Origin of the sequence: Leucobacter chromiisoli, from assembly GCF_016522505.1 — a bacterium.
Classification (GTDB): Bacteria; Actinomycetota; Actinomycetes; order Actinomycetales; family Microbacteriaceae; genus Leucobacter; species Leucobacter chromiisoli.
In genome coordinates this window covers 1-23340 of the sequence record NZ_JAEHOH010000015.1, presented here as the reverse complement: position 1 = coordinate 23340, position 23340 = coordinate 1, and the positions used below count along the sequence as shown (strand labels likewise).

At 71.1% G+C, this 23340-nt stretch carries 20 protein-coding genes; 9 read left to right on the top strand and 11 right to left on the bottom strand.

Translation table 11 applies throughout. The annotated features are described in order from the left end of the window. Nucleotides 1–2: 2 nt before the first annotated feature. The 3 genes from JD276_RS11580 to speB are packed head-to-tail and all read right to left on the bottom strand — an operon-like array spanning nucleotide 3 to nucleotide 2967. Nucleotides 3–1553 carry a purine-cytosine permease family protein gene (locus JD276_RS11580; protein WP_200115814.1) on the bottom strand — a complete coding sequence of 517 codons (1551 nt, stop codon included), beginning with the start codon at nucleotides 1551–1553 and terminating at the stop codon, nucleotides 3–5. Then, entirely contained in the window at nucleotides 1550–2014 is a 465-nt protein-coding gene (locus tag JD276_RS11575; RefSeq protein ID WP_200115813.1) for a nuclear transport factor 2 family protein, read from the bottom strand. Before JD276_RS11575 ends, JD276_RS11580 begins: the two co-directional genes overlap by 4 nt. Nucleotides 2015–2019: 5 nt before the next feature. Further along, nucleotides 2020–2967, bottom strand: coding sequence for an agmatinase (gene speB / locus JD276_RS11570; RefSeq protein WP_200115812.1), 948 nt, complete (start codon nucleotides 2965–2967; stop codon nucleotides 2020–2022). A 107-nt stretch (nucleotides 2968–3074) separates the two neighbouring features. Here speB and JD276_RS11565 point away from each other — a divergent pair, with 107 nt between their 5' ends. Continuing rightward, nucleotides 3075–3656, top strand: a complete 582-nt coding sequence (locus JD276_RS11565) for a helix-turn-helix transcriptional regulator (protein WP_200115811.1) — start codon at nucleotides 3075–3077, stop codon at nucleotides 3654–3656. Between the two features lie 6 nt (nucleotides 3657–3662). Here the strand turns inward: JD276_RS11565 and JD276_RS11560 are convergent, their stop codons facing one another. The 3 genes from JD276_RS11560 to hrpA form a co-directional block, all read right to left on the bottom strand. Beyond that, a complete protein-coding gene (locus JD276_RS11560) occupies nucleotides 3663–4892 on the bottom strand; it encodes an MFS transporter (protein ID WP_200115810.1) in 1230 nt (409 codons plus the stop codon). 169 nt (nucleotides 4893–5061) lie between these two features. After that, on the bottom strand, nucleotides 5062–5871 hold the full coding sequence (ppgK, locus tag JD276_RS11555; protein ID WP_200115809.1) for a polyphosphate--glucose phosphotransferase: 810 nt from the start codon (nucleotides 5869–5871) through the stop codon (nucleotides 5062–5064). Between the two features lie 9 nt (nucleotides 5872–5880). After that, the gene (hrpA, locus tag JD276_RS11550) at nucleotides 5881–9918 is read right to left on the bottom strand and encodes an ATP-dependent RNA helicase HrpA (protein WP_200115808.1); all 4038 of its coding nucleotides are present in this window, start codon (nucleotides 9916–9918) and stop codon (nucleotides 5881–5883) included. 138 nt (nucleotides 9919–10056) lie between these two features. Between hrpA and JD276_RS11545 the strand changes: the two genes are divergently transcribed. From JD276_RS11545 to argG, 4 genes are all read left to right on the top strand, one after another. Beyond that, nucleotides 10057–10893 (top strand): aldo/keto reductase, encoded by an 837-nt coding sequence (locus JD276_RS11545; protein WP_200115807.1) that lies wholly within the window; start codon nucleotides 10057–10059, stop codon nucleotides 10891–10893. A 50-nt stretch (nucleotides 10894–10943) separates the two neighbouring features. After that, nucleotides 10944–11942, top strand: coding sequence for a malate dehydrogenase (locus JD276_RS11540; protein WP_200115806.1), 999 nt, complete (start codon nucleotides 10944–10946; stop codon nucleotides 11940–11942). Between the two features lie 149 nt (nucleotides 11943–12091). Further along, the gene (locus tag JD276_RS11535; RefSeq protein ID WP_200115889.1) at nucleotides 12092–13339 is read left to right on the top strand and encodes an MFS transporter; all 1248 of its coding nucleotides are present in this window, start codon (nucleotides 12092–12094) and stop codon (nucleotides 13337–13339) included. A 36-nt stretch (nucleotides 13340–13375) separates the two neighbouring features. Then, nucleotides 13376–14797, top strand: coding sequence for an argininosuccinate synthase (gene argG / locus JD276_RS11530; RefSeq protein WP_200115805.1), 1422 nt, complete (start codon nucleotides 13376–13378; stop codon nucleotides 14795–14797). Between the two features lie 75 nt (nucleotides 14798–14872). Here argG and JD276_RS11525 read toward each other — a convergent pair whose 3' ends face one another. After that, nucleotides 14873–15121 (bottom strand): WhiB family transcriptional regulator, encoded by a 249-nt coding sequence (locus tag JD276_RS11525; RefSeq protein WP_010156721.1) that lies wholly within the window; start codon nucleotides 15119–15121, stop codon nucleotides 14873–14875. 196 nt (nucleotides 15122–15317) lie between these two features. Here JD276_RS11525 and JD276_RS11520 point away from each other — a divergent pair, with 196 nt between their 5' ends. Then, nucleotides 15318–15743 (top strand): hypothetical protein, encoded by a 426-nt coding sequence (locus JD276_RS11520; RefSeq protein WP_233615643.1) that lies wholly within the window; start codon nucleotides 15318–15320, stop codon nucleotides 15741–15743. 16 nt (nucleotides 15744–15759) lie between these two features. On the opposite strand, the gene JD276_RS11515 is transcribed toward JD276_RS11520, so the two are convergent. Next, a complete protein-coding gene (locus tag JD276_RS11515; protein ID WP_200115804.1) occupies nucleotides 15760–16035 on the bottom strand; it encodes a hypothetical protein in 276 nt (91 codons plus the stop codon). Nucleotides 16036–16536: 501 nt separating this feature from the next. After that, on the bottom strand, nucleotides 16537–17010 hold the full coding sequence (bcp, locus tag JD276_RS11510; RefSeq protein WP_200115803.1) for a thioredoxin-dependent thiol peroxidase: 474 nt from the start codon (nucleotides 17008–17010) through the stop codon (nucleotides 16537–16539). A 137-nt stretch (nucleotides 17011–17147) separates the two neighbouring features. On the opposite strand from bcp, the gene JD276_RS11505 reads away from it, so the two are divergent. Then, complete coding sequence (locus JD276_RS11505; protein WP_200115802.1) at nucleotides 17148–19376, top strand: NADP-dependent isocitrate dehydrogenase; 2229 nt, start codon at nucleotides 17148–17150, stop codon at nucleotides 19374–19376. 180 nt (nucleotides 19377–19556) lie between these two features. Here JD276_RS11505 and rsgA read toward each other — a convergent pair whose 3' ends face one another. Further along, nucleotides 19557–20603, bottom strand: a complete 1047-nt coding sequence (gene rsgA, locus JD276_RS11500; protein WP_200115801.1) for a ribosome small subunit-dependent GTPase A — start codon at nucleotides 20601–20603, stop codon at nucleotides 19557–19559. A 9-nt stretch (nucleotides 20604–20612) separates the two neighbouring features. Further along, the gene (gene aroA, locus JD276_RS11495; RefSeq protein ID WP_200115800.1) at nucleotides 20613–22046 is read right to left on the bottom strand and encodes a 3-phosphoshikimate 1-carboxyvinyltransferase; all 1434 of its coding nucleotides are present in this window, start codon (nucleotides 22044–22046) and stop codon (nucleotides 20613–20615) included. A 190-nt stretch (nucleotides 22047–22236) separates the two neighbouring features. Between aroA and JD276_RS11490 the strand changes: the two genes are divergently transcribed. After that, nucleotides 22237–22842, top strand: coding sequence for a sigma-70 family RNA polymerase sigma factor (locus tag JD276_RS11490; protein ID WP_200115799.1), 606 nt, complete (start codon nucleotides 22237–22239; stop codon nucleotides 22840–22842). Continuing rightward, nucleotides 22839–23081, top strand: a complete 243-nt coding sequence (locus tag JD276_RS11485) for a zf-HC2 domain-containing protein (RefSeq protein WP_200115798.1) — start codon at nucleotides 22839–22841, stop codon at nucleotides 23079–23081. The genes JD276_RS11490 and JD276_RS11485 overlap by 4 nt, the downstream gene beginning before the upstream one ends. Nucleotides 23082–23340 lie beyond the last annotated feature (259 nt).

Below are 23340 nucleotides of genomic sequence, written 5' to 3'. Positions count from 1 at the left end.
GCTCAGTCCTTCGCCCCGGGGTCCGTCGGTCGCGCCGGGCCGCCCTGCGCCGGATCCCCCTGCGCCGGATCCCCCTCTGCCGGATCCCGATTCGCCTGCGCCGGCCGCGCCGACCGCTCGGGCCCAGCCTGCGTCGACCGCGCCGGCTGGGCGATCTCCTCGGTCGCGATCTGGTCGAGCAGGTGGCCCGTCGGCTCGGGATCGCGCGGATCCCGCAGGCCCAGCGCGCGACCGAGCAGGAGCATGAGGACGAGATAGAGCAGGAAGCTCGCCGCGAACGCGGGGATGTTCGCCCCGAGGGGGCTCGGGACGACGTAGCTGAGCAGGTAGGAGAGCGCGGCGCCGATCACCCAGACGACCACGGCGATCCAGTTGACGCCGCCGCGGTACCAGTAGCGGCTCGCGGGGGTCTCGTGCAGGATCTGCCTCGAGTAGGCGCGGCGCTTGAGCAGGTAGTAGTCGGCGATCATGATCGCGAACACGGGGACGAAGAACGCGCTGATCACGAACAGGAAGTCGGTGAACTGGTCGAGCAGCCCCAGGAACGTCGACCCGATCACCGAGATCACGCCGAGCACGATGGCGGTGGGCAGGAACCGGAGGTGCCACTTCGACTGGGCGTTGACCACCGAGGTGACCATGCCGAAGACGACCATCGTGTTGGTGGCCATGACGGAGAGGAAGATGGCGATGCCGAGCGGCCACCCGAATTCGGAGACGATGACGGTCGGGTCGAACGGCGCGGCGTCGCCGTCGCGCAGCAGCACGGTGCTGAAGGCGACGAGGCCGAGCAGCATCGCGATGACGGTCGACAGGGTGTAGCCGATCCCCGAGCCGACGATTCCGGCGGTGCTGGTCTTCGCGTGGCGGTTCATGTCGGCCGAGAGCACGGTCCACGAGATCGCGGTGGCGATGACGATGTCGAGCGTGGTGAAGGGCGTGGCGCCCAACTCGGGGTCGACCGGGATCGCGGCGAAGTCGGAGATGCCGAAGGCGCCGAACGCCGCGGCGAAGACGAAGCCCATGACCACGAGGATCGCGAGCGCGAGCCAGGGCTCCACGCGCGAGATGCCGGTGTGGCCGAAGATCGCGAGCACGACGACGATGCCCTGGCAGATCGCGGAGAACAGAGCCGGATTCGAGAAACCCGTGGCCTCATGGACGAGGTAGTCCACGGTGACCCCTGCGAGCATCGCCTGCACCCAGCTCCACCCCATCAGGATGATGAGGTTGGCGGCGGCCGGCAGCAGGCTGCCCCGGATGCCGAACGCGCCGCGCGTGATCGCCATCGTGGGCAGTCCGGTGCGGGTGCCGATGTTGCCGACGAGCACGAGCACGACCACGCCGATGAGCGTGCCGAGCAGGATCATCGTGGTGGCCGTGCCGAAGGAGACGCCCGGCACGAACAGCGTGCCCGTCAGCAGGGTCGTGACGACGAGATTGGCCGCCAGCCAGATCATCCCGACGTGGGGCAGGGACTGCGTGCCGCGGACGGGGCCCGCGGAGTCGGCGCTGCCGTCGAGGTTGACGGCCATGGTCGCGGGGCTCGTCATGCCGCCTCCTCCCTGTTCCGATCCCGCTCCTCGCCCGCCTGCGCGGCGGCGGCGTTCCGCGCTCCGATCTCGTCGGGCACGGTGGAGAGGTGCTCGTGGACGGCGAGGAGGTCGTCGCCGTCCACGCGGAAGACGATGCTCTCCCGCTCGACGTACGAGTCGGGCCCCTCGGCGCTGTCGATGCTCGTGGCGACCGTGTGGCTGAAGACCGCCCCGCCGGGGAAGGTCTGCACGAGCCGTTCGCTCGACTCGCAGGCGGTCACCCGCCAGCCGCTCTCGAGCCATCCCCGCCACAGCTCCTCGTACTCGGCCCGGGAGTTCAGCCGGGCGGGCTCGGGGTGGAAGACGAAGCTCGCATCGGGGGAGAAGCCGGCGAAGTAGGCGGCGGTGTCGGTCGCGGCGAACGCGGCCACGATCGCGTCGGCCGCGGCGAGGACGGACTCTTCGGCAGGGGTGCGCATGACGCTCAGACCGACTTGCCCATCGCGCTGATGAGCTCGTAGACGACGTGGCTCGCCGCGACCGCCGTCATCTGCGCGTGGTCGTAGGCGGGGGCGACCTCGACGACGTCGGCGCCGACGATGTTGCGGTCGGCGAGCCCGCGGATGAGGCGCAGCATCTCGCGGCTCGTCAGCCCGCCCGCCTCCGGGGTGCCGGTGCCGGGCGCGTGCGCCGGATCGAGCACGTCGATGTCGATCGAGATGTAGAGCGGCTTGTCGCCGATCCGGTCGCGGATCCGGTCGAGGGCGGCCTGCACGCCGTGCTCCTCGATGTATTCGCTCGTCACGATCGCGAAGCCGAGGCGCTCGTCGTCCTCGAGGTCCTCCTTGCCGTAGAGCGGGCCGCGGGTGCCGCCGTGCATGCTGGCGGTCATGTCGATGAGGCCCTCTTCGGAGGCGCGGCGGAAGGGGGTGCCGTGCGTGGTGGGGGCGCCGAAGTACGTGTCCCACGTGTCGAGGTGCGCGTCGAAGTGCAGCACCGCGACCGGACCGTGCTTCTTGGTGATGGCGCGCAGCAGCGGCAGGGCGATGGTGTGGTCGCCGCCGATGGTCACGATCTTCTCGACGCGCTCGCCGAGCTCGGTCGCGGCCTCCTCGACCTGGCGCACGGCCTCGTCGAGGTTGAAGGGGTTGGCGACGATGTCGCCCGCATCGACGACCTGCTGCACGGCGAACGGCGAGATGTCCTGGGCGGGGTTGTAGGGGCGGAGCAGACGCGAGGCCTCGCGCACGTGGGAGGGGCCGAAGCGGGCGCCGGGGCGGTAGCTGACGCCGCTGTCGAAGGGGACGCCGACGACCGCGACGCGAGCCTCGGGAACGTCCTCGATGCGGGGCAGCTTCGCGAACGTCGCGATCCCTGCGTAGCGGGGCGTCAGGCTGGCGTCCACCGGTCCCTGCGGGGTGTGAGAGGTCACGTCCTTGTCCTTCCATGTTTTCTTGTGGTAAACATATGAGTCACCGAGGTGAACTTCCCCTCACTATAGGCGCAGCGCCCCGCTGCGGTCAATGACAGGAGCGCGACATGCGACCGGTGCACCCCGCCGCGGAGTCCGGCCCGATCCGCATCGGCGCGAAGCTCCGCGCCTCCCGGCTCGCCCAGGGGCTCACGCTGGAGCGCGTCGCGGCCGCCGCGGGGGTGACGAAGGGGTTCCTCAGCCGGATCGAGCGCGACGGCACGTCGCCGAGCGTCTCGACGCTCGTGCAGATCTGCCAGGCGCTGTCACTGCCCGTCGGCTCGCTCTTCGAGGCGCCCGAGGTGCAGCGGATCGCCCTCGCCGGCGCGCCGCGCATCAACATGGGCGGCACGGGTGTCGACGAGCGGCTGATCACGCCGCGGGGCGAGGACCGGGTGCAGACCATCCGCTCCTCGCTGGAACCGGGCGGCAGCGGCGGGGGCGGGCTCTACACCGTCAACTGCGACGTCGAGGTGCTGCACGTGATCAGCGGCTCGGTGCTGCTGCGGTTCGCGGAGCGCGAGGAGCACCTCGGGGCGGGCGACACCCTCACGTTCCCCGGCAGGACGCCGCACAACTGGTACGCCGGCGACGAGGGCGCCGAGGTGATGTGGACCCTGATCCCCGCGCCGTGGAGCGGCTCCAACTGAGCGCGATCAGTCGGGCAGCTGCAGCGGCTCGGTGTCGGGGAGCGGCGTGGCGTCCTTCCCCCGCAGATCGGGGAGCCAGCGAATCGTGACCGCCGCGCTGATCACCGTGACCAGCAGGAATCCGACCGACACGAGGATCGCACCCCGCGGGCCCGCCGCGTCGATGGCGATGCCCGCCACCGCCGAACCGGCGGCGACTCCGACGAGCTGGCCGGTGCCGACCCAGCCGTAGGCCTCGGCGGTCTCGGAGAACTTCACGGTCGAGCTCACGATGTTCGAGAGGGCCGCGAACACCGGCGCAGTGCCGAGACCGCCGAGGAACAGCACGAGCGCGAGCCACCACATGTCGAGCCTCACGAGGCACAGCGCCGTGCCGGCGAGCACCACGAGCGCGCGCAGCAGCATCGACCACGGGCGCAGCTGGCGATGGCCGACGAGCAGCCCGCCGATCAGCGATCCGCCCGCGAAGACCGCGAGCACGATGCCCGACTCGATGCTGCCGTGTCCGCCGTGCCCACCGCCCTGGTCGGCGAAGGCGGCCACGATGCCCGCCTCGATCGCCGCGAACGAGGCGACGAAGAGGAAGCCGACGATGGTGGAGATCACGACGGTCGGGCGCCGCAGCACGGCGCCGAGGCTGCGTCTGGCGCGCGGGATCCTCACCTGGGCGACCGCCGGGCTCATGATGAACCAGGCGCCTCCGCCGACCATGAACGCGGCCGCGACGAGCAGGCCGGCGGAGGTGCCGAACTGCGAGGAGACGAAGACCGCGACCACGGGCCCGAACACCCAGATGATCTCCTGCGCCGAGGCGTCGAGCGAGAAGAGGGCGGAGAGCTGCCTGCCCGGCACGAGCTTGGGGTAGATCGTGCGCACGGCCGGGGTGACGGGCGGGGTCGAGATGCCGACCAGGAACGCGATGCCCGCCACCACGGCCAGCGGCAGGTGCACCAGCGCGATCGTGACGAGGAGCGATGCGCACAGCAGGGAGGTGATGGTCAGCACGGGGCGCATGCCCCAGCGCCCCATCATGCGGCTGGTCAGCGGGCCGGCGATCGCCTGGCCGACGCTCTGCGAGGCGAGGATGATGCCTGCGGAGGTGTAGTCGCCGTAGGCCAGCTGGATGTGCAGCAGCAGGATGATCGAGAGCATCCCGAAGGGGAACCGGGCGGTGAGCTGCGCGAAGAGGACTCGGAAGACCCCCGGACTGCGCCCCAGATCTCGATAGATGCCCACCAGGAGAGTATAGTCCGCCGGCCCCTCCGCGTCACGGGCGGGGACGGATCATATCGGCGGGCGAGAGCGCGGAAGGCGTCGGATTCCGCTATCGGCGGGTGGTTTCACCGCGCATATCATGCGCGCTGGGGCAGCGGGGCCTGGCAGGCCCGCCCAGCCCGTCGAGGCGTCAGCCTGCGGCGGCCGCGAGCGCGGCGGCGCCCACGATCCCGGCGTTGTTGCGGAAGTGCGCGGGCACCACCGGGGTCGTGACGTGCTCGAAGGGGAGGTACTCGTCGCTCGACTTGCTGATGCTGCCGCCGATCACGAAGAGGTCGGGGCGGCACACGAACTCGAGATGCGCGAGGTAGGGGGCCACGCGAGCCGCCCAGTCGGCGATCGTGATCCCCTCGCGCTCGATGTTCTTCGGCGAGGCGAACCGTTCGTAGTCGAGCTGCCCGTTCAGCTGGAGGTGCCCGAGTTCGAAGTTCGGCACGAGGCGCCCGTCGTGGATGAGGGCGGTGCCGATCCCGGTGCCGAACGTCAGCACCATCGTCACGCCGTGCTGGCCCCGCGCGGCGCCGAACTCCGTCTCCGCCATTCCTGCGGCGTCCGCGTCGTTCACCACGAGGCACGGCGCGCCGACCGCCGCCGTGAGCAGGGCCTCGGCGTCGGTGTCGATCCATCGCTTGTCGATGTTCGCCGCGGTGCGCATGATGCCGCGCTGCACGACCCCTGGAAGCGTCACCCCGATCTTCGGCACGAGGGTGCGGTCGAGCAGCTCGCGCTCGGCCAGCTCGTCGCGGATGCCCGCGACCATCGCGGCGACGGCGGCCGCGATCGCGTCGGGGGCTCCGCCCTGCGGGGTCTCCACCCGATGCCGCTTCGTCAGCCTCTCGCCGGTCGCGGGGTCGACGCCGGCCCCCTTGATCCCGGTGCCGCCGACGTCGATGCCGATCGCGGGAATCCTCTTCGCGTTCCCAGAGCTGTGGTGACTCATACGCACAGGCTACCGCTCAGTCGCGCTCAGCGTCTTCTGGATGCGCGAGAGCGATACGGGCTCGGCGGTGCGCAGCTGCTGCGCGAACAGGCTAACGCGCAGTTCCTCGATGAGCCAGCGCGTGCGCACCAGCCGCTCGGGAGCGGGGTCGGGGAGCGGGATCGCGCCGCCGGCGTCCCTGAACATCTGCAGCGCGCGGTCGACCTCGTTCTGCCGGCCGCGATCCCGGCCGGGATTCTCGGTCAGCCCCCGCATGCGCAGTCGCACCGCCTCGAGGTAGACCGGCAGCCGCTCGAGCTGCGCGAGTCCCGTGCGCGAGACGAAGCCGTCGGCGACGAGGCCGTCGATCTGCCCCGCCGCATCGGCCACCTGGCCGAGCACCTGCAGCGACTTCGCGCCGTCGACGGCCTTGCGGGCGAGCCTCGCTCCGTCGAGCACGCGCGCGGTGAGGGCGATGGCGCCGTAGATCTCGTCGATGAGGGAGCGGGCGTAGTCGTTCGCGATCAGCTCGAACCCGCCCTCCGACCAGACGAGACCGTCGGGGGCGTGACGCCGGATGACGCGATCCGCGACCGCGAGCGAGACGTCCGCGATCGCGAGATCGAGCGTGCGGTAGGGGCCGGCGCCGAGCAGCAGCTTCTCCTGGTTGGAGAGGTGCTCGCGGATGTAGGCGGCGGGCGAGGGGGAGCTCAGGGCGACGAGTCGCCGGATCCCGCGCCTGGACAGTCGCGCCTGCTCCTCCTCGGAGGCGACGAGCACGAGATCGACGCTCGTGCGGCGATCGACGATGGCGGGGTACGCGCGCACCACGCCTCCGCCTCCGCGCGCCTTGGAGTAGCTCGTGTCGACGTGCCGGGGCAGCTCCCCGAACTGCCACGCCGTCGCGCCGGCGCGCTCGAGCTCGTTCCTCGGCAGCGAGGCCGCGGCGACCTTCGCCACGCCCTTCGTCGCCCGCTCGCGGTGCGTCTGCTGCAGATCGCCCAGGTCCTTGCCGGCGCCGATCGTGCGGCCGCGCTCGTCGATCACGCGGAAGGTCGGAGTGAGGTGGGCGGGCAGGCGCGAGGGATCGAAATCGCCGGGGGAGACCTGCACGCTCGTGCGGCGGCGGATCTCGTCGGCCAGCAGGGCGGTGAGCGCGGGCGCGTCGTCGCCGGGTCGCAGCGGCCGGTCGAGCACGGGGCCGACGGCCGCGAGCAGCGTGCGAGCCCAGTCGGCGGCGGGCACGACGTGCTTGCGGATCGCCTTCGGCAGGGTCTTGATGAGCGCCGTCACGAGCTCCTCCCGCAGACCCGGCACGAGCTTCTCGAAGTCGGAGCCGTCGAGGCGGGGCAGCAGCGGCAGCGGCACGGTGACCGTCACGCCGTCGTCCTCGGCGGTGGGGTCGAAGCGGTACCGCAGCTTCAGCGTCTGGTCGCCGTGCCGCCACTGGCGCGGGAACTCGCTCTCGTCGACCTCGGCCCCGGCCTCGTTCTCGAGCAGATCCTCGCGGCGCATGGTGAGCAGCTTCGGCTGCTTCCGCTGCGCCTCTTTCCACCAGCCCTCGAAGCTCCGGGTGCTGGTGACGTCGCTCGGGATCCTCGCGTCGTAGAAGTCGAAGACCGCGTCGTCGTCGCTCAGCAGGTCCCGTCGCCTCGTGCGCTCCTCGAGCTGCTCGAGCTCGCGGCGGAGCTGCCGGTTCGCCCGGTCGAAGGCCTGCGGCGAGTCCCACTCGCCGTCGACGAGGGCGTGCCTGATGAACAGCTCGCGGGCGTGCTCGCGATCGTAGCGGGCGAGCTGCACGCGGCGGCGGTCCACGATCGGCACGCCGAAGAGGGTCACGCGCTCGTAGGCGACCGCGGCGCCCTGCTTCTTCTCCCAGTGCGGCTCACTGAGGTTGCGCTTCGCGAGGGGGCCCGCGAGCTCCTCCGCCCACGCCGGATCGACGACGGCGTTCGATCGGGCGAAGAGCCGCGAGGTCTCGACGAGCTCGACGCTCATCACGACCTCGGGCGGCTTCTTCGCGAGCACCGAACCGGGGTAGAGCACGAAACGGGTGCCGCGCGATCCGACGTACTCCTGGGCGGGCTTGCGCTTGACCGCTCCCGGTGCGCCCCGTCCCCGCGCCGGGGCGCTGCGATCCTGCCGGTCGTCGCGCACGCCGAGCTGGGAGAGCAGGCCCGCGAGGATGGAGCGGTGGATCGCCTCGCTCGATCCCGATCCGCTCTCTCCCGGAATCGGGGACGCTGGTGCACGCTTCCCGCCCTCCGAAGCGACCGTTACCGTCCCCGATTTCGCGGCGGGCCGTTTGACACCGGCGATGCGCGAGAGCTGCCGGAAGAGGTCCATCCACTCGCGCACTCGCAGGAAGTTCAGGTACTCGGCCTTGCACATGCGCCGGAACGCGCTCGAGGAGCGCTCGCGCTGCTGCTCCTGCAGGTAGTTCCACAGGTTCAGGAGGGTCATGAGATCGCCCTGCGGATCGGCGAAGCGCGCGTGCATCTCGTCCGCGCGGCCCCGCTCGGCCTGCGGGCGCTCGCGCACGTCCTGGATCGTGAGCCCGGCGACGATGGCGAGCACCTCGTCGACGACGCCGTGCCTGCGCGACTCGACGACCATCCTGGCGAAACGCGGCTCGATCGGGAGCCGGGCGAGCTCACGCCCGATCTTCGTGATCCGGTGCGATCCGCGCGCCGATCCCGACGAGGGATCGGGTCGTCGCGATCCCTTCGAAGGGCCCGGGGAGCGCGACTCGACCGCCCCCAGCTCGGTGAGCAGTCCGAGCCCGTCGGCGATGCCCCGCTGATCCGGGGGCGTGAGGAAGGGGAAGCGGGAGATGTCTCCGAGACCCAGCGAGAGCATCTGGAGGATCACCGATGCGAGCCCCGTCCGCCTGATCTCCGGCTCGGTGAACTCGGGGCGGCTCTCGAAGTCCTCCTCCGAGTAGAGGCGGATCGCGATGCCGGGGCTCGTGCGGCCGGAGCGGCCGGAGCGCTGGTTCGCGCTCGCCTGCGAGACCGGTTCGATGGGGAGCCGCTGCACCTTGCTGCGGGCGCTGTACCGCGAGATGCGCGCGGTGCCGGCGTCCACGACGTAGCGGATGCCGGGCACGGTGAGCGAGGTCTCGGCGACGTTCGTCGCGAGCACGATGCGCCGGGCGGCGGCGCTCGCACCGGTCGGGCGCTCGAAGACGCGGTGCTGCTCGGCCGCACTCAGGCGTCCGTAGAGGGGGAGGATCTCGATCGGCTTCGCCCGGTTCGACCCGAAGCGGCCGCGCAAGGCGTCTGCGGCGTCGCGGATCTCGGCCTCACCGCTGAGGAAGACGAGCACGTCGCCCTTCTCCTCGCGGCCCAGCTCCTCGACCCCGTCGCCGATCGCGTCGAACAGGTCGCGCTCCTCCTTGCGGATCCGGGGCGGCCCGCCCTTGGGGTCCGGCATCGCCGTCTCCTGGACGAGCGGCCGGTACCTGATCTCGACGGGGAAGGTGCGCCCCGAGACCTCGATGACGGGCGCCGGCTCCCCGCCGGCCGAGGCGAAGTGCTCGGCGAACGACTCGGGATCGATCGTCGCGGAGGTGATGATCACCTTGAGATCGGGTCGGCGGGGCAGCAGCGTCTTCAGATAGCCGAGCAGGAAGTCGATGTTGAGGCTGCGCTCGTGCGCCTCGTCGATGATGATCGTGTCGTAGGCGGTGAGGTCGCGGTCGCGGTGGATCGCGTTCAGCAGGATCCCGTCGGTCATGAGCCGGATGCGCGTGCCGGCCGAGACCCTGTCGGTGAAGCGCACCTGGTAGCCGACGAGGCCGCCGAGCTCCGAGCCGAGCTCCTCGGCCACGCGCTCGGCGATGGTGCGGGCGGCGAGCCTGCGGGGCTGCGTGTGGGCGATGCGCTCGCGGCCGAGCGCCAGGGCGATCTTCGGCAGCTGCGTGGTCTTGCCCGAGCCGGTCTCGCCGGCGACGATGACGACCTGGTGATCGCGGATCGCCTCGGCGATCTCGTCGCGCATCTGGCTGACGGGGAGCTCCGGCGGGAACTCGATGCGAGGCTCGGCGGAGGCGGCGGGGTACGACATGACCTCTCCATTATCCGGCACGCGCCCGCACACGGCCCCGGAACGGCGTGGCGATGACGCCGGATGGCGTCGTCGCGTGCGTAGACTTGCGATCAGAACCATCGTTTGCAACGTCGACCCGGGGGGAACACGACACTCATGACTGCTCTGCCGATTCCAACAGTGAGGTTGAACGACGGCCAGGAGATCCCGCAGCTCGGCTTCGGCGTCTTCCAGGTCGACCCCGGCGAGACCGAGCGCATCGTCACCGACGCGCTGGAGGTCGGATACCGGCACATCGACACCGCCGCGATCTACGGCAACGAGGCCGAGGTCGGCCGCGCGATCGCCGAGAGCGGCATCGCGCGCGACGAGCTCTACGTCACGACGAAGCTCTGGAACACCGATCAGGGCGACGCTCACGCCGCGTTCGAGGCGAGCCTCGAGCGCCTGGGCCTCGACCGCGTCGACCTCTACCTGATCCACTGGCCGCAGCCGATGTTCGGCGAGGCCCTGGGCGCCTGGCGGGGGCTCGTCGAGATCCTCGGCTCGGGACGCGCGTCGTCGATCGGCGTGTCGAACTTCGAGATCGAGCACCTGCAGCAGCTGCTGGACGAGACTGGCGTGGTGCCCGCCGTCAACCAGATCGAGCTGCACCCCCTGCACCAGCGCCGCGAGCTCGTCGAGTTCTGCCGCGAGCACGGCATCGCCGTCGAGGCGTGGGGCCCGCTCGGCCAGGGCAAGAGCGACCTGCTCGACCGGCCGGAGCTCTCGGACGTCGCGGCTGCGCACGGCAAGACTCCCGCGCAGGCGGTGCTCAGGTGGCACCTGCAGCAGGGGCGCATCGTGTTCCCCAAGACCACGCATCGCGCGCGGATGCTCGAGAACGCCGACGTGTTCGGCTTCGAGCTGGACGACGCCCAGATGGCTGCGATCGACGGACTCGAGGAGGGGCGTCGACTGGGCCCGGATCCGCGCACCTTCGACGTGCGCTGACGCGTCGACGTCGCCCCCGGCAGGCCGGGGCGGAGAGACGGAGGAGAACCATGAGAGACCCCATCACGATCGCGCTGACGGGCGCCGGCGGGCAGATCGGCTACGCCGCGCTGTTCCGGATCGCCTCGGGCGCGATGCTCGGCGAGGATCGGCCGGTGAGGCTCCGCCTGCTCGAGATCCCGCAGGGGATGCGGGCCGCGGAGGGAGCGGCGCTCGAACTCGCCGACTGCGCGTTCCCGACGCTTGCGGGGGTCGAGCTCACCGACGATCCCGCGACCGCGTTCGACGGCGCGAACGTGGCCCTGCTCATCGGCTCCCGCCCCCGCACCGCCGGGATGGAGCGCGGCGACCTGCTCTCGGCGAACGGCGCGATCTTCGGTCCCCAGGGGCGCGCCATCGGGGAGTGCGCCGCCGATGACGTGCGCGTGGCCGTGGTCGGCAACCCGGCCAACACGAATGCCCTGATCGCGCAGCAGCACGCGCCCGACGTGCCCGCCGAGCGCTTCACGGCGCTCACCCGGCTCGATCACAACCGGGCGGTGGGGATCCTCGCGGCGCAGGCCGGCGCCCCGGTCGCCGAGATCGACGGCGTGACGATCTGGGGCAACCACTCGGCGACGCAGTATCCCGATCTCAGCCACGCCACCGTGGGCGGCCGGCCGGCGCTCGAGACGGTCGACGTCGAGTGGGCTCGCGGGCCCTACGTCGAGCGCGTGGCCCGGCGCGGAGCCGAGATCATCGAGGTGCGCGGCGGGTCCTCGGTCGGCTCCGCGGCGAACGCGGCCATCGAGCACGTGCGCGACTGGCTGCTCGGCACGGCGAGGCCCGGCGATCCCGGGCGCCGCACCAGCGCGGCGATCGTCTCCCGCGGCGAGTACGGCGTGCCGGAAGGCCTGATCTCCTCCTTCCCCGTGCGCTCGGAGGCGGGGGAGTGGCGGGTCGTCGAAGGGCTCTCCGTCGACGAGTTCTCGCGCGAGCGCATCGACGCGTCGGTCGCGGAGCTGATCGCCGAGCGCGATGCGGTGCGCGAGCTCGGGCTGATCCGCTAGCCGGGCGCGGCGGGAGGTTCGCTCGCGGTGCGGCTGGGCAGCTCTCTCGCGGGGCGGTCGACCGTTCTCCCGCGGCGCGGCGGGGCGAGGGGCGGTAGCGTGGTCGGGTGAGCATCCGCGCGCGCAGCGTCCTCTGGCAGTACGGTCCGATGATCTACGGGCCGACGCTGCTGTTCTCGCTGGGCGAGGGAGCGGTCATCCCGCTCATCCCCGTGATCGCGACGCGTCTGGGCGCCGACCTCGCCACCGCGGCCGTCGTCGCGGGGGCGCTCGTCGTCGGCCAGCTCTGCGGCAACATCCCCGCAGGATGGGCCGTCTCGCGCATCGGCGAGCGGCTCACGATGGTGGTCGCGGGCCTCGTCTCGATGGTCGCGGGGCTCGGCCTGCTGTTCGCCCCCGCGCTGTGGAGCTTCGCCGTCGCGGTGCTGCTGCTGGGCTTCTGCGCCGCGGCCTTCGCGCTCGCCCGCCACTCGTTCATGACCACGCGGGTGCCGCTCGAGTTCCGCGCACGCGCTCTGTCGATGCTGGGAGGGAGCTTCCGGCTGGGCGTCTTCGTCGGCCCCTTCGTCGCCGCGGGGCTGCTGCAGCTGTTCGGGACCGAGCAGTCCGCCGTCGTGTTCCTGCTCGCGTGCCTCGTCGGGCTGGTGCTCCTGGTGCTGCTCGGCACGGATCCCGAGACCGTTGCTCCTCCGGGGCGTGCCGGCTCTGGGCGTGCCGGCTCTGGGCGTGCCGGCTCCGGGAGTGCCGGCTCCGGGCCCGCCGATCCGGGGCCGGCAGACCCCGAGCCGGCCCGGGCGGGTGTGCTCCGCACGATGTGGCGATATCGGGGAGTGCTCTCGCGGTTGGGGCTGGCCGCGGCGACGTTGTCGGCCGCGCGGTCCGCGCGCCAGGTGGTGCTGCCGCTGTGGGGCCTCTCGCTGGGCGTGGACGCGCAGACCATCGCCTTCGTCGTCGGATTGTCCGGGGCGATCGACTTCGCGCTGTTCTACGCCAGCGGCCAGGTGATGGACCGGTTCGGGCGGCTCTGGGCGGCGATGCCTGCGATGCTCCTGATGGGGGCCGGCTTCATCGCGCTCGCCTTCACGCACGAGCTGGGCACCGCTGTGCTCTGGTTCGGGATCCTGGCCGTCGTGCTGGGCATCGGCAACGGGCTCTCGAGCGGGATCCTGCTGACCCTGGGAGCCGATACGGCGCCGCAGCGGGATCCCGCCTCCTTCCTCGGCTCGTGGCGGACCCTCACCGACGCCGGAGGAGCGGTCGCGCCGCTGATCGTCTCCGCGGTGGCGGCCGTGTCGAGCCTCGCCGTCGCGAGCGGGGTCATCGGCGGCATCGCGCTGCTCGGCGCGGTGGGGTTCATACGCTGGGTTCCGCGCTACATCCCCCGTGCCCGCCCGTGATCGGGAGCATCCGTCGCACGGCCTAGGATGGGAAGCATGTCCAAGGTTCTTTCTTCTCTTCCCGTGGGCGAGCGCGTCGGCATCGCCTTCTCCGGCGGTCTCGACACCTCGTGCGCGGTCGCGTGGATGCGCGAAAAGGGCGCCGTGCCCTGCACCTACACCGCCGACATCGGCCAGTACGACGAGCCCGACATCGACGGCGTCGCCGACCGTGCCAAGGAGTACGGCGCCGAGATCGCGCGCCACGTCGATGCCAAGCGCCCTCTCGTCGAAGAGGGCTTCGTCGCGCTGCAGTGCGGCGCCTTCAACGTGCGCTCGGGCGGGAAGACCTACTTCAACACCACCCCGCTCGGCCGGGCCGTGACGGGCACGCTGCTCGTGCGCGCCATGAAGGAGGACGGCGTCGACATCTGGGGCGACGGCTCCACCTACAAGGGCAACGACATCGAGCGCTTCTACCGCTACGGGCTCATGGCCAACCCCGCGCTGCGCATCTACAAGCCGTGGCTCGACGCCGAGTTCGTGAGCGAGCTGGGCGGGCGCCACGAGATGAGCGAGTGGCTCGTCGCCCACGGCTTCCCCTACCGCGACGCCACCGAGAAGGCCTACTCGACCGACGCCAACATCTGGGGCGCCACCCATGAGGCGAAGAAGCTCGAGTTCCTCGACGCGGGCCTCGACATCGTCGAGCCGATCATGGGCGTCGCCGCGTGGCGCGATGACGTCGAGGTCGCCACCGAGGAGGTGTCGGTGCGCTTCGAGGCGGGCCGTCCCGTCGCGATCAACGGCGTCGAGTACGACGATCCCGTGGCCCTCGTGTACGAGGCGAACGCCATCGGCGGCCGGCACGGCCTCGGTGTCTCGGACCAGATCGAGAACCGCATCATCGAGGCGAAGTCGCGCGGCATCTACGAGGCCCCGGGCATGGCGCTGCTGCACATCACCTACGAGCGGCTCGTCAACGCGATCCACAACGAGAACACCCTCGCCTCGTACCACAACGACGGCCGCAAGCTCGGTCGCCTCATGTACGAGGGGCGGTGGCTCGACCCCGAGTCGCTGATGCTGCGCGAGGCGCTGCAGCGCTGGGTCGGGTCCGCCATCACGGGCGAGGTGACCCTGCGCCTGCGCCGCGGCGACGACTACACGATCCTGAACACCACGGGTCCGAACCTCAGCTACCACCCCGAGAAGCTCTCGATGGAGCGCACCGTGGGCGCCGCGTTCGGCCCCGAGGATCGCATCGGGCAGCTCACGATGCGCAACCTCGACATCGCCGACTCGCGCCAGCGCCTCGAGCAGTACGCGCAGCTCGGCCTCGTCGGCGGTGCGACCGCCGAGCTCGTCGGCAAGCTCGAGAGCGGCGGAGCGGCGCAGATCGCCGACGCCGTCACGGGAATCGACGAGGATGCCGACGAGCTGGGTCTGTCGGCCGCGTTCGACGCCGGCACCGACTGACGTTCGCGCCCCCGGGTACGACGAAGGCCCCCGGATCTCCGGGGGCCTTCGTCGTCTGCGGTGCGGTGCTGCGGATCAGGATGCGCGGCGGGCGCGAGCGGCGCGCCGCTTGAGGGCGCGGCGCTCGTCCTCGGAGAGGCCGCCCCAGACGCCCGAGTCCTGGCCCGTATCCATCGCGTACTGCAGGCACATCTCGGTCACGGTGCAGCGGGCGCAGACCGACTTGGCCCGCTCGATCTGCTCGACCGCCGGGCCGGTGTTGCCCACCGGGAAGAAGAGCTCGGGGTCTACTGTGAGGCATGCAGCCTGCTCGCGCCAATCCATTCTTTCGTCCTCCATACTTCATACGCACGCACGCGAATAACCGGAGGCCGGGATAGCCTAGAACTCGCGCCGTAATTACCTAACAGTGGCTGAGATTGCTCACGTCGGCGTGCGCGAAACTCGACGAAATATATGGTTTCACGGAAACAAGTGCAAATCAATAGTCAATTTGCAATCACTCCGAAAGGTTCCTGACATGCAGCCGCAAGACGTCGTTCACACGAGGTCGCGGGTCGCGTGGGCCGTGCTCACGCTGATCCTGATCTGCGAGGGCCTGGGCGGCGCGGCGCTGCTCTGGGTCACGATCCAGAGCAGCTTCGCCGCGGCCGACGAGCCCCTCGCGCAGCGCCTCAGCATCCTCATCGCGCTGCTGCTGGCCTGGATCTGGGTGTGCGCGACGCTGGCGGGAGCGCTCTCCAAGCGCGCCCCGTGGGCGCGCGGCTCGGCCCTCACGATCCACGTGCTGCTGTTCGCGGCGGGCACCGGGGTGCTGCAGGGAATCCTCGGCGATCCGCTGCTCGGGTGGGCGCTCGTGCTGCTCGCGCTGGTCGGGTTCTTCGCCGCGGTGCTGGCGAGGCCGACGGTGCCGGCGGCGCCGGGTGATCCGGATCGCGAGACGTGACCTGAGCCTGCTCGGCTCAGGATCCCGCGCCGAATGCCGGGTGAACGACCCGGCGGCGGGGCTCGATCCTTCCTTTCCAGATCACTTCGTAGGTCGAGGGTGAGACCTTGCCGGCCGCGTAGACCCACTCCAGCCCGTACGGTTCCCAGCGGCCCGCGACCGAGTCGCCGCGCCCCATCAGCGTGAGGGTCCGCAGCTCGGCGAAGCTCGTCGGCACGGTCGGCGAGGGCAGCACGAGTTCGCGGCGGTCGACGCCGGCGCCAGCCGGGATGCCGGCCCCGATCCTCGACAAGCTCTCTCGCGACCTCGCGACCTCGCGGGAGCGCTTGGCGGCGTCCGCCTGAGCGCGGTCCAGAGCTCCCAGCCGTGCTCCCAGCGACGGGCGTCAACCTCGATACTCACGATTCCCCTTCGAAGCATCGATCGCCTTCAACGCCTTTCGTACCAGACCCGGCGAGACCTCTCTCGTCTGAGTGAGTCTGACCTGAAGCGAACCCTTGCTCCACACCTCGTGATCACCCTTGCCCTGGCGCGGGAGGAATCCGGCCTGCTTCAAGAGCCGGTCGCCGAAGGCGAGCGGCCACGTGCAGGCTCCAGCAACTTCCGCAAGCGCAGAGCGGGACAGCGGAGAACCGCCTCGAGAGGCGGGTCTTCGCTGCGGAGCGAGCGTTCCGCAGCGAAAAGTCGCCTTTCGGCGGAGGTGTCGGGATCCGGTGCCGGAAGACCCAGGGGCCAGGGCAGCCCGCGCGCCTCTGGCGCCCGGACGGAACCACGCGAGCAGTCCGCCCGCGTCTCAGACGCCGAGCATCTTGCGTACCCGCGCGACGTGCCCGGTGGCCTTCACGTTGTACAGCGCCTCGGCGATCCGGCCCTCCTCGTCCACCACGAAGGTGGAGCGGATGGCGCTCGTCACGATCCGTCCGTAGCTGTTCTTCTCGCCGTAGGCGCCGTACGCGTGATGGGCGGCGAGCTCGGGATCGCTGAGCAGCGGGTAGGTGAGTCCGTCCCGCTCGGCGAAGCGCTTCAGCTTCTCGACGGCGTCGCGCGAGACGCCGAGCACGCGGTACCCCGCTGCCGCGAGCGGTTCGACGGAGTCGCGGAAGTCGCAGGCCTCCTTCGTGCAGCCCGGGGTCATCGCCTCCGGATAGAAGAAGAGGATCACCCGTTCGCCGCGCAGCTCCGAGAGTGTTCGGGTGACGCCGTCCTGGTCGGGGAGCGAGAAATCGGGGGCGGTCTGCCCGGGTTCGAGGATCACGCGATCTGCCATGCCAGCCAGCCTAGAGCACCCGCGCGGCGAGCACCGCGCGACGGCGGATTTCTCTCGACGTCGAGATATTTTTGCTGCGACACTGTAGACTGGGCCACGCATCTTGCGCCGCCTACACCAATGGGAGATTACGAGACGTGACGGACTCCACGATTGTCTACACCCACACCGACGAGGCGCCCGCGCTGGCGACCGCCTCGTTCCTTCCGATCGTCGAGGCCTACACGGGCGCGGCGGACGTCGAGGTCGAGACCCGCGACATCTCGCTCTCGGGCCGCATCCTCGCCGCCTTCCCCCAGCGCCTGCGGACCGAGCAGATCGTGGGCGACGCGCTCGCGGAGCTGGGTGCCCTCGCCACGCTGCCCGAGGCGAACATCATCAAGCTGCCGAACATCTCGGCCTCGATCCCGCAGCTCAAGGCCGCCATCGCCGAGCTGCAGTCTCAGGGCTTCGACATCCCCGACTACCCCGACGAGCCCGACACGCTCGACGAGAAGGACGTCCGCGCGCGCTACGACCGCATCAAGGGCTCCGCGGTGAACCCCGTGCTGCGCGAGGGCAACAGCGACCGGCGCGCGCCCCAGGCGGTCAAGAACTACGCCCGCAAGCACCCGCACGTCAACAAGCCCTTCGGCGAGGGTTCGAAGACCCGCGTCGCGACCATGGGCCGCGACGACTTCTTCTCGAACGAGAAGTCCACGGTGATCGACGACGATGACGCCCTCACGATCAGGCATGTGGCGGAGGACGGCACGACGACCGTGCTCAAGGAAGAGGTCAAGGTGCTGCCCGGCGAGATCGTCGACGCGACGTTCATGTCCGCCGCCGCGCTCGACGCCTTCCTCGCCGAGACGATCGAGCAGGCGAAGACGGACGACGTGCTCTACTCGCTGCACCTGAAGGCGACCATGATGAAGGTGAGCGACCCGATCATCTTCGGGCACGCGGTCAGGGCCTTCTTCGCGGACGTGTTCGCCGAGCACGGTGCGGCGCTCGACGCCGCCGGGCTCACCCCGAACAACGGCCTCGGCTCCATCCTCGCGGGGCTCGACGCGGTGCCGGGCGGGCAGAACATCGCCGATGCGATCGCCGCTGACATCGAGCGCGGCCCGCGCCTCTCGTACGTCAACAGCGACAAGGGCATCACCAACCTGCACGTGCCCTCCGACGTCATCGTCGACGCGTCGATGCCCGCGCTCGTCCGCAACGGCGGCAAGCTGTGGGGCGCCGACGGCGGCGAGGCCGACACCCTCGCGGTCATCCCCGACTCCTCCTACGCGGGCGTCTACCAGGCGGTCATCGACGACACGATCGCCAACGGTCCGCTGGATCCCGCGACCATCGGCACGGTGCCGAACGTGGGCCTGATGGCCCAGAAGGCCGAGGAGTACGGAAGCCACGACAAGACCTTCGAGATCGAGGCGGCCGGCCGTGTCGAGGTCGTCAACCGCGCGGGCGAGGTGCTCCTCGAGCATGCGGTGCAGCCGGGAGACATCTGGCGCGCCACCCAGACGAAGGACATCCCGGTGCGCGACTGGGTGAAGCTCGCGGTGACCCGCGCCCGCGCGACCGGCGCCCCCGCGGTGTTCTGGCTCGACGCCGACCGTGCGCACGACGCCCAGCTCATCGCGAAGGTGGAGCGCTACCTCGGCGAGCACGACACCGACGGCCTCACGATCGAGATCCTCGCGCCCGCGGAGGCGACCCGCTACTCGCTCGAGCGCATCCGCCGGGGCGAGGACACGATCTCGGTGACCGGCAACGTGCTGCGCGACTACCTGACCGACCTGTTCCCGATCCTCGAGGTGGGCACGAGCGCCAAGATGCTCTCGATCGTCCCGCTGCTCGCGGGCGGCGGCCTCTTCGAGACCGGTGCCGGCGGCTCGGCCCCGAAGCACGTGCAGCAGCTGGTCGAGGAGAACTACCTGCGCTGGGACTCGCTCGGCGAGTACTTCGCGCTGGCCGCCTCGCTCGAGCACCTCGCCGAGTCGACCGGCAACGCCAAGGCCCAGGTGCTCGCCGACACCCTCGACCGCGCGACCGGCACCTTCCTCGAGGAGGACCGCTCGCCGGGCCGCAAGCTCGGCACCCTCGACAACCGCGGCAGCCACTTCTACCTGGCGCTCTACTGGGCCCAGGAGCTCGCGAAGCAGAGCGAGGATGCGGAGCTCGCGCGGGTGTTCGCGCCGGTCGCTGAGCAGCTCTCGGCGCGCGAGGAGACCATCGTCGCCGAGCTGGTCGCCGTCCAGGGCGAGCCCGCCGAGATCGGCGGCTACTACCGCCCCGACTCCGAGCTCGTCGCTGCGGTGATGCGGCCGTCGGCGTCGCTCAACGAGGTGATCGACTCGCTCGCGCAGCGCGCATGATGGTCTGAGGATCGCCGGGCGCATCGAGCGCGAGACGGGAGAGGGGCGGCCGCCGCCCCTCTCCTGCTGTCTCGGCGAGAAGGATCGTCCGCTCGCCGGAGGAGGGATCCGCGTCTCCGGGCGGAGCCGATCGCCGCACCGAACGGCGGCCGGACGCGCCGGACGGGCCGGACCTGCAGATCAGTGCAGCAGGCGCCTCAGCGACTCCACTCGGGCCGCGCCCACGGCGTCGAGACGGCCGTCGGCGATCGCCGCGTCGAGTTCGCAGTCGGGCGCGTCCTCCTGGTGGCTGCAGCCCCGCGGGCAGTGGTCGATCAGCTCCGCGAGGTCGGTGAAACCGCGCAGGATCCCCTCGCTCGTCACGTGCCCGAGCCCGAACGAACGCACGCCCGGGGTATCGACGACCCAGCCGTCTCCCGCCGGTGTCGTGACGCGCAGGGCGACGGACGACGAGGAGGTGTGCCGGCCGCGTCCCGTGACCTCGTTCACGTGACCGGTCGCCCGCCCGGCGTCGGGCACGAGCGCGTTGATGAGCGTCGACTTGCCGACGCCGGAGTGGCCGACGAAGACCGTGGTGTGCCCCGCGAGGGCGAGGCGGATCGCGGCCAGCGGCTCCGCTCCCGGCGCCGAGCGGAACACCGGCACCTCGAGCGCGCTGAAGTGGGCGAGGAACGGCTCGGGGTCGGCCAGGTCGGTCTTGGTGATGCAGATCAGCGGTGCGATGCCCGCGTCGTAGGCGGCGACCAGGTAGCGGTCGACGAGCCGCACGCGCGGCTCCGGGTTGGCGCTCGCGACCACGATGAGCATCTGGTCGGCGTTGGCGACGACGACGCGTTCGACGCGGTCGGTGTCGTCGGCGCTGCGGCGCAGCAGCGTGCGCCGCTCCCCGACGGTGACGATGCGCGCGAGCGAACCCTCGGCCCCGCTGGTGTCGCCGACCAGCTGCACCCGGTCCCCGATGACGATCGAGGTGCGCCGCAGCTCACGGGCGCGCGCCGCGACGATCTCGCGCTCGCGGCGATCCTCGGGATCCGCGCCCTCCGCTACGAGCACGGCGTAGCGGCCGCGGTCGACGCCCGTCACCATGCCCGTCACCGAGTCAGCGTGGTCGGGCCTGCGCTTGGTGCGCGGCCGGTTCGCCTTCGGGTTGGGCCGCTCGCGCACGGCGTGATCCGCGTACTCCGCGTACGGGACGTCGTCCTCGTCGTCGAAGTTCAGCCAGCTCATGGTCTGGGGTCAGAGACCGTCGGGACCGAATGTCGTGCCGGTGGTCGGCAGCCACCCGGCGGCCCCGGGCTCGGCGGCATCCGACTCGTCCCCGAGCATGCCGTGCCACAGCTCCGAGAACTGCGGCAGCGTCTTGGAGGTGGACGCGATGTCCTCGACCTCGACCCCCGCGACCCGCAGGCCGAGGAGGGCCCCCGTCGTCGCCATGCGGTGGTCGGCGTAGCTCTTCCAGACGCCCGCGTGCAGCGGCGCCGGCCTCACGGCGATGCCGTCCTCGAGCTCCACGGCGTCGCCGCCGAGGCCCCGGATCTCCGCCACGAGCGCCGCGATGCGGTCCGTCTCGTGGTGCCGGATGTGGCCGATGCCCGTGATCTCGCTCGGTCCGTCCGCCAGCGCCGCGAGGCCCACGAGGGTGGGGGCGAGCTCTCCGGCCTCCGGCACATGCAACTGCACGCCTCGCACCGCGCCATCCCCGGACACCGACAGCACGCCGTCGTCGGAGAGCCGCACCTGTGCGCCGAACTCGGGCAGCAGCCGGCGCAGCTGATCGCCCACCTGGGTGGTCGCGTCGGGCCAGTTCGGCACCGACACGCTGCCGCCCGCGACGAGCGCGGCGGCGAGGAACGGGGCGGCGTTCGAGAGGTCCGGCTCGATCGTGAGGTCGCGCGCCGCGATCGGGCCCGGCTCGACGCGCCACTCGTGCGGAGCGGGGGAGGAGACGTCGACGCCGCGGGCCCGCAGCGCCTCGACCGTCATCTCGATGTGCGGCAGGCTCGGGACGCGCTCGCCCGTGTGCACCACGTGCACGCCCTCGTCGAAGCGCGGAGCCGACAGCAGGAGCCCCGAGACGAACTGGCTGGAGAGCGACGCATCGAGCTCGACGCGGCCGCCGCGCAGCGATCCCGAGCCGTGCACGGTGAACGGCAGCGCGCCGCGGCCCTCGTCCGCGATGTCGGCGCCGAGGGCGCGCAGCGCCTCGAGGATCGCCCGCATGGGCCGCTTCCGCGCGTACGGGTCGCCGTCGAAGGCGACGGGCCCGAGCGCGAGTGCCGCGACCGGTGGGATGAAGCGCATCACGGTACCGGCCAGACCGCAGCCGATGCTCGTCGAACCCGTCAGCTCGGAGGCGGGGGAGACGCGCAGGTCGGCGCCGAACGCGCCCTCGCTCGGGATCTCCTCGATGCCGGTGCCGAGCGCGCGCAGCGCGTCGACCATGAGCGCCGAGTCGCGGGAGTGGAGGGGCCTGCGCAGCGTCCCCGGGCCGTCGGCCAGGGCGGAGAGGATCAGCTCGCGGCCCGTGAGGGACTTGGACCCCGGCAGGGGCACCGTCGCGCGGAGAGCGCTCCCCGCCGTCGGCGCCGCCCAGAGTTCGGCATCGCCGGGGCCGGCCTCTCCCGCGCGTGCTCCGTCGTCGTCCTGGGGGTTCATCTTCGCAATCAGCATCGCTCACGAGTCTACGTCGTTTCGTCGTCCTGTCGCCCTCGGTTGCGGCGGCCGTGCGCCGATCTCCTCCACGACCGCTCCACGGTGGACCCGGCCCCGGGAATATCCGGCCGCTCCGGGCGTTGTTCCCAGGTGAGGCGGGTTCGGAGAGAGGGGCTGCGCGTGACGCGAACGGCTAGGATCGGAGACTGTGAGCGGCACCGACGACCAGGCGACGGGGCTGGAGCAGCGCTTCGCCCGCGACGCACTTCCCCTTCTCGACCAGCTCTACGGGGCGGCGATGAAGATGACGCGGAATCCGCAGGACGCGCAGGATCTCGTGCAGGAGACCTTCCTGAAGGCGTACGCCGCGTTCGCGTCCTTCGCGGAGGGCACGAACCTCAAGGCCTGGCTCTACCGGATCATGACGAACACCTACATCAACGGCTACCGGAAGCGGCAGCGCGAACCCTACCTGGGCGTCGTCGAGGATCTCGAGGACTGGCAGCTCGGCGGAGCCGAGTCGACGACGGCGATGACCTCCCGCTCGGCCGAGGCCGAGGCGATCGACCGGACGCCGGACACCGTGGTCACGGAGGCGTTGAACGATCTGCCGGAGGATTTCCGCATGGCCGTGTATCTCGCCGACGTGGAGGGCTTCTCCTACCAGGAGATCGCGGACATCGTGGAGGTGCCCATCGGCACCGTCATGAGTCGGCTGCACCGGGGACGAGCGCGGCTGAGGAAGTCGCTGGGGGAGTACGCGCGTGAGCAGGGCGTCGGGATCGGCGCGGATACGAAGGGAGGGTCGCGATGAGCGGCTGCGGATGCGATGAGGCCAGGGCCAACCTGGAGGAGCTGATCCGGGGCGAGCTGTGCGCCGAGGAGTCGGCACCGATCCGGGAGCACCTGGAGCGGTGCACCGAGTGCCGCGACGAGGAGCAGGTCTATCAGCGGCTCACCGAGGCCGTCAGGCGGGCCTGCTCGGGCGCTGCGCCGCCCACCCTGCGCGAGGCCGTGCTCGACGGGCTGCGCGACCTCCACACGGGAGCCTGATCCGGCGGCGCCCAGCCCCGCGCCCCGGCGTCGGCGACCCCGCCCCGCCCCGTCCCGTCCGCCCTATCCGCTCCGCCAGCCCTATCCGCCCCGCGCACCATCTGCGCTCGACAGTAGATGTCCTGGATCGTCGGTGGTTTCAGGGGGCTAACGCAACACCTCTTTTACCCGGAGGTGCTGTCATGAAGTTCTGGCCTTGGTCTACTATCGAGTCACTCTTGCACCTCTTGGTGCAGGGCTATTCCACGCTCGAGATCAG

Coding starts and splice junctions, on each gene's coding strand:
- ppgK (WP_200115809.1), bottom strand. CDS start 5,871: ATGAGTCACCACAGCTCTGGGAACGCGAAGAGGATTCCCGCGATCGGC.
- bcp (WP_200115803.1), bottom strand. CDS start 17,010: ATGGCAGATCGCGTGATCCTCGAACCCGGGCAGACCGCCCCCGATTTC.
- JD276_RS11485 (WP_200115798.1), top strand. CDS start 22,839: ATGAGCGGCTGCGGATGCGATGAGGCCAGGGCCAACCTGGAGGAGCTG.
- hrpA (WP_200115808.1), bottom strand. CDS start 9,918: ATGTCGTACCCCGCCGCCTCCGCCGAGCCTCGCATCGAGTTCCCGCCG.
- argG (WP_200115805.1), top strand. CDS start 13,376: ATGTCCAAGGTTCTTTCTTCTCTTCCCGTGGGCGAGCGCGTCGGCATC.
- JD276_RS11580 (WP_200115814.1), bottom strand. CDS start 1,553: ATGACGAGCCCCGCGACCATGGCCGTCAACCTCGACGGCAGCGCCGAC.
- JD276_RS11545 (WP_200115807.1), top strand. CDS start 10,057: ATGACTGCTCTGCCGATTCCAACAGTGAGGTTGAACGACGGCCAGGAG.
- JD276_RS11520 (WP_233615643.1), top strand. CDS start 15,318: ATGCAGCCGCAAGACGTCGTTCACACGAGGTCGCGGGTCGCGTGGGCC.
- JD276_RS11575 (WP_200115813.1), bottom strand. CDS start 2,014: ATGCGCACCCCTGCCGAAGAGTCCGTCCTCGCCGCGGCCGACGCGATC.
- rsgA (WP_200115801.1), bottom strand. CDS start 20,603: ATGAGCTGGCTGAACTTCGACGACGAGGACGACGTCCCGTACGCGGAG.
- aroA (WP_200115800.1), bottom strand. CDS start 22,046: ATGCTGATTGCGAAGATGAACCCCCAGGACGACGACGGAGCACGCGCG.
- JD276_RS11565 (WP_200115811.1), top strand. CDS start 3,075: ATGCGACCGGTGCACCCCGCCGCGGAGTCCGGCCCGATCCGCATCGGC.
- JD276_RS11535 (WP_200115889.1), top strand. CDS start 12,092: ATGATCTACGGGCCGACGCTGCTGTTCTCGCTGGGCGAGGGAGCGGTC.
- JD276_RS11525 (WP_010156721.1), bottom strand. CDS start 15,121: ATGGATTGGCGCGAGCAGGCTGCATGCCTCACAGTAGACCCCGAGCTC.
- JD276_RS11540 (WP_200115806.1), top strand. CDS start 10,944: ATGAGAGACCCCATCACGATCGCGCTGACGGGCGCCGGCGGGCAGATC.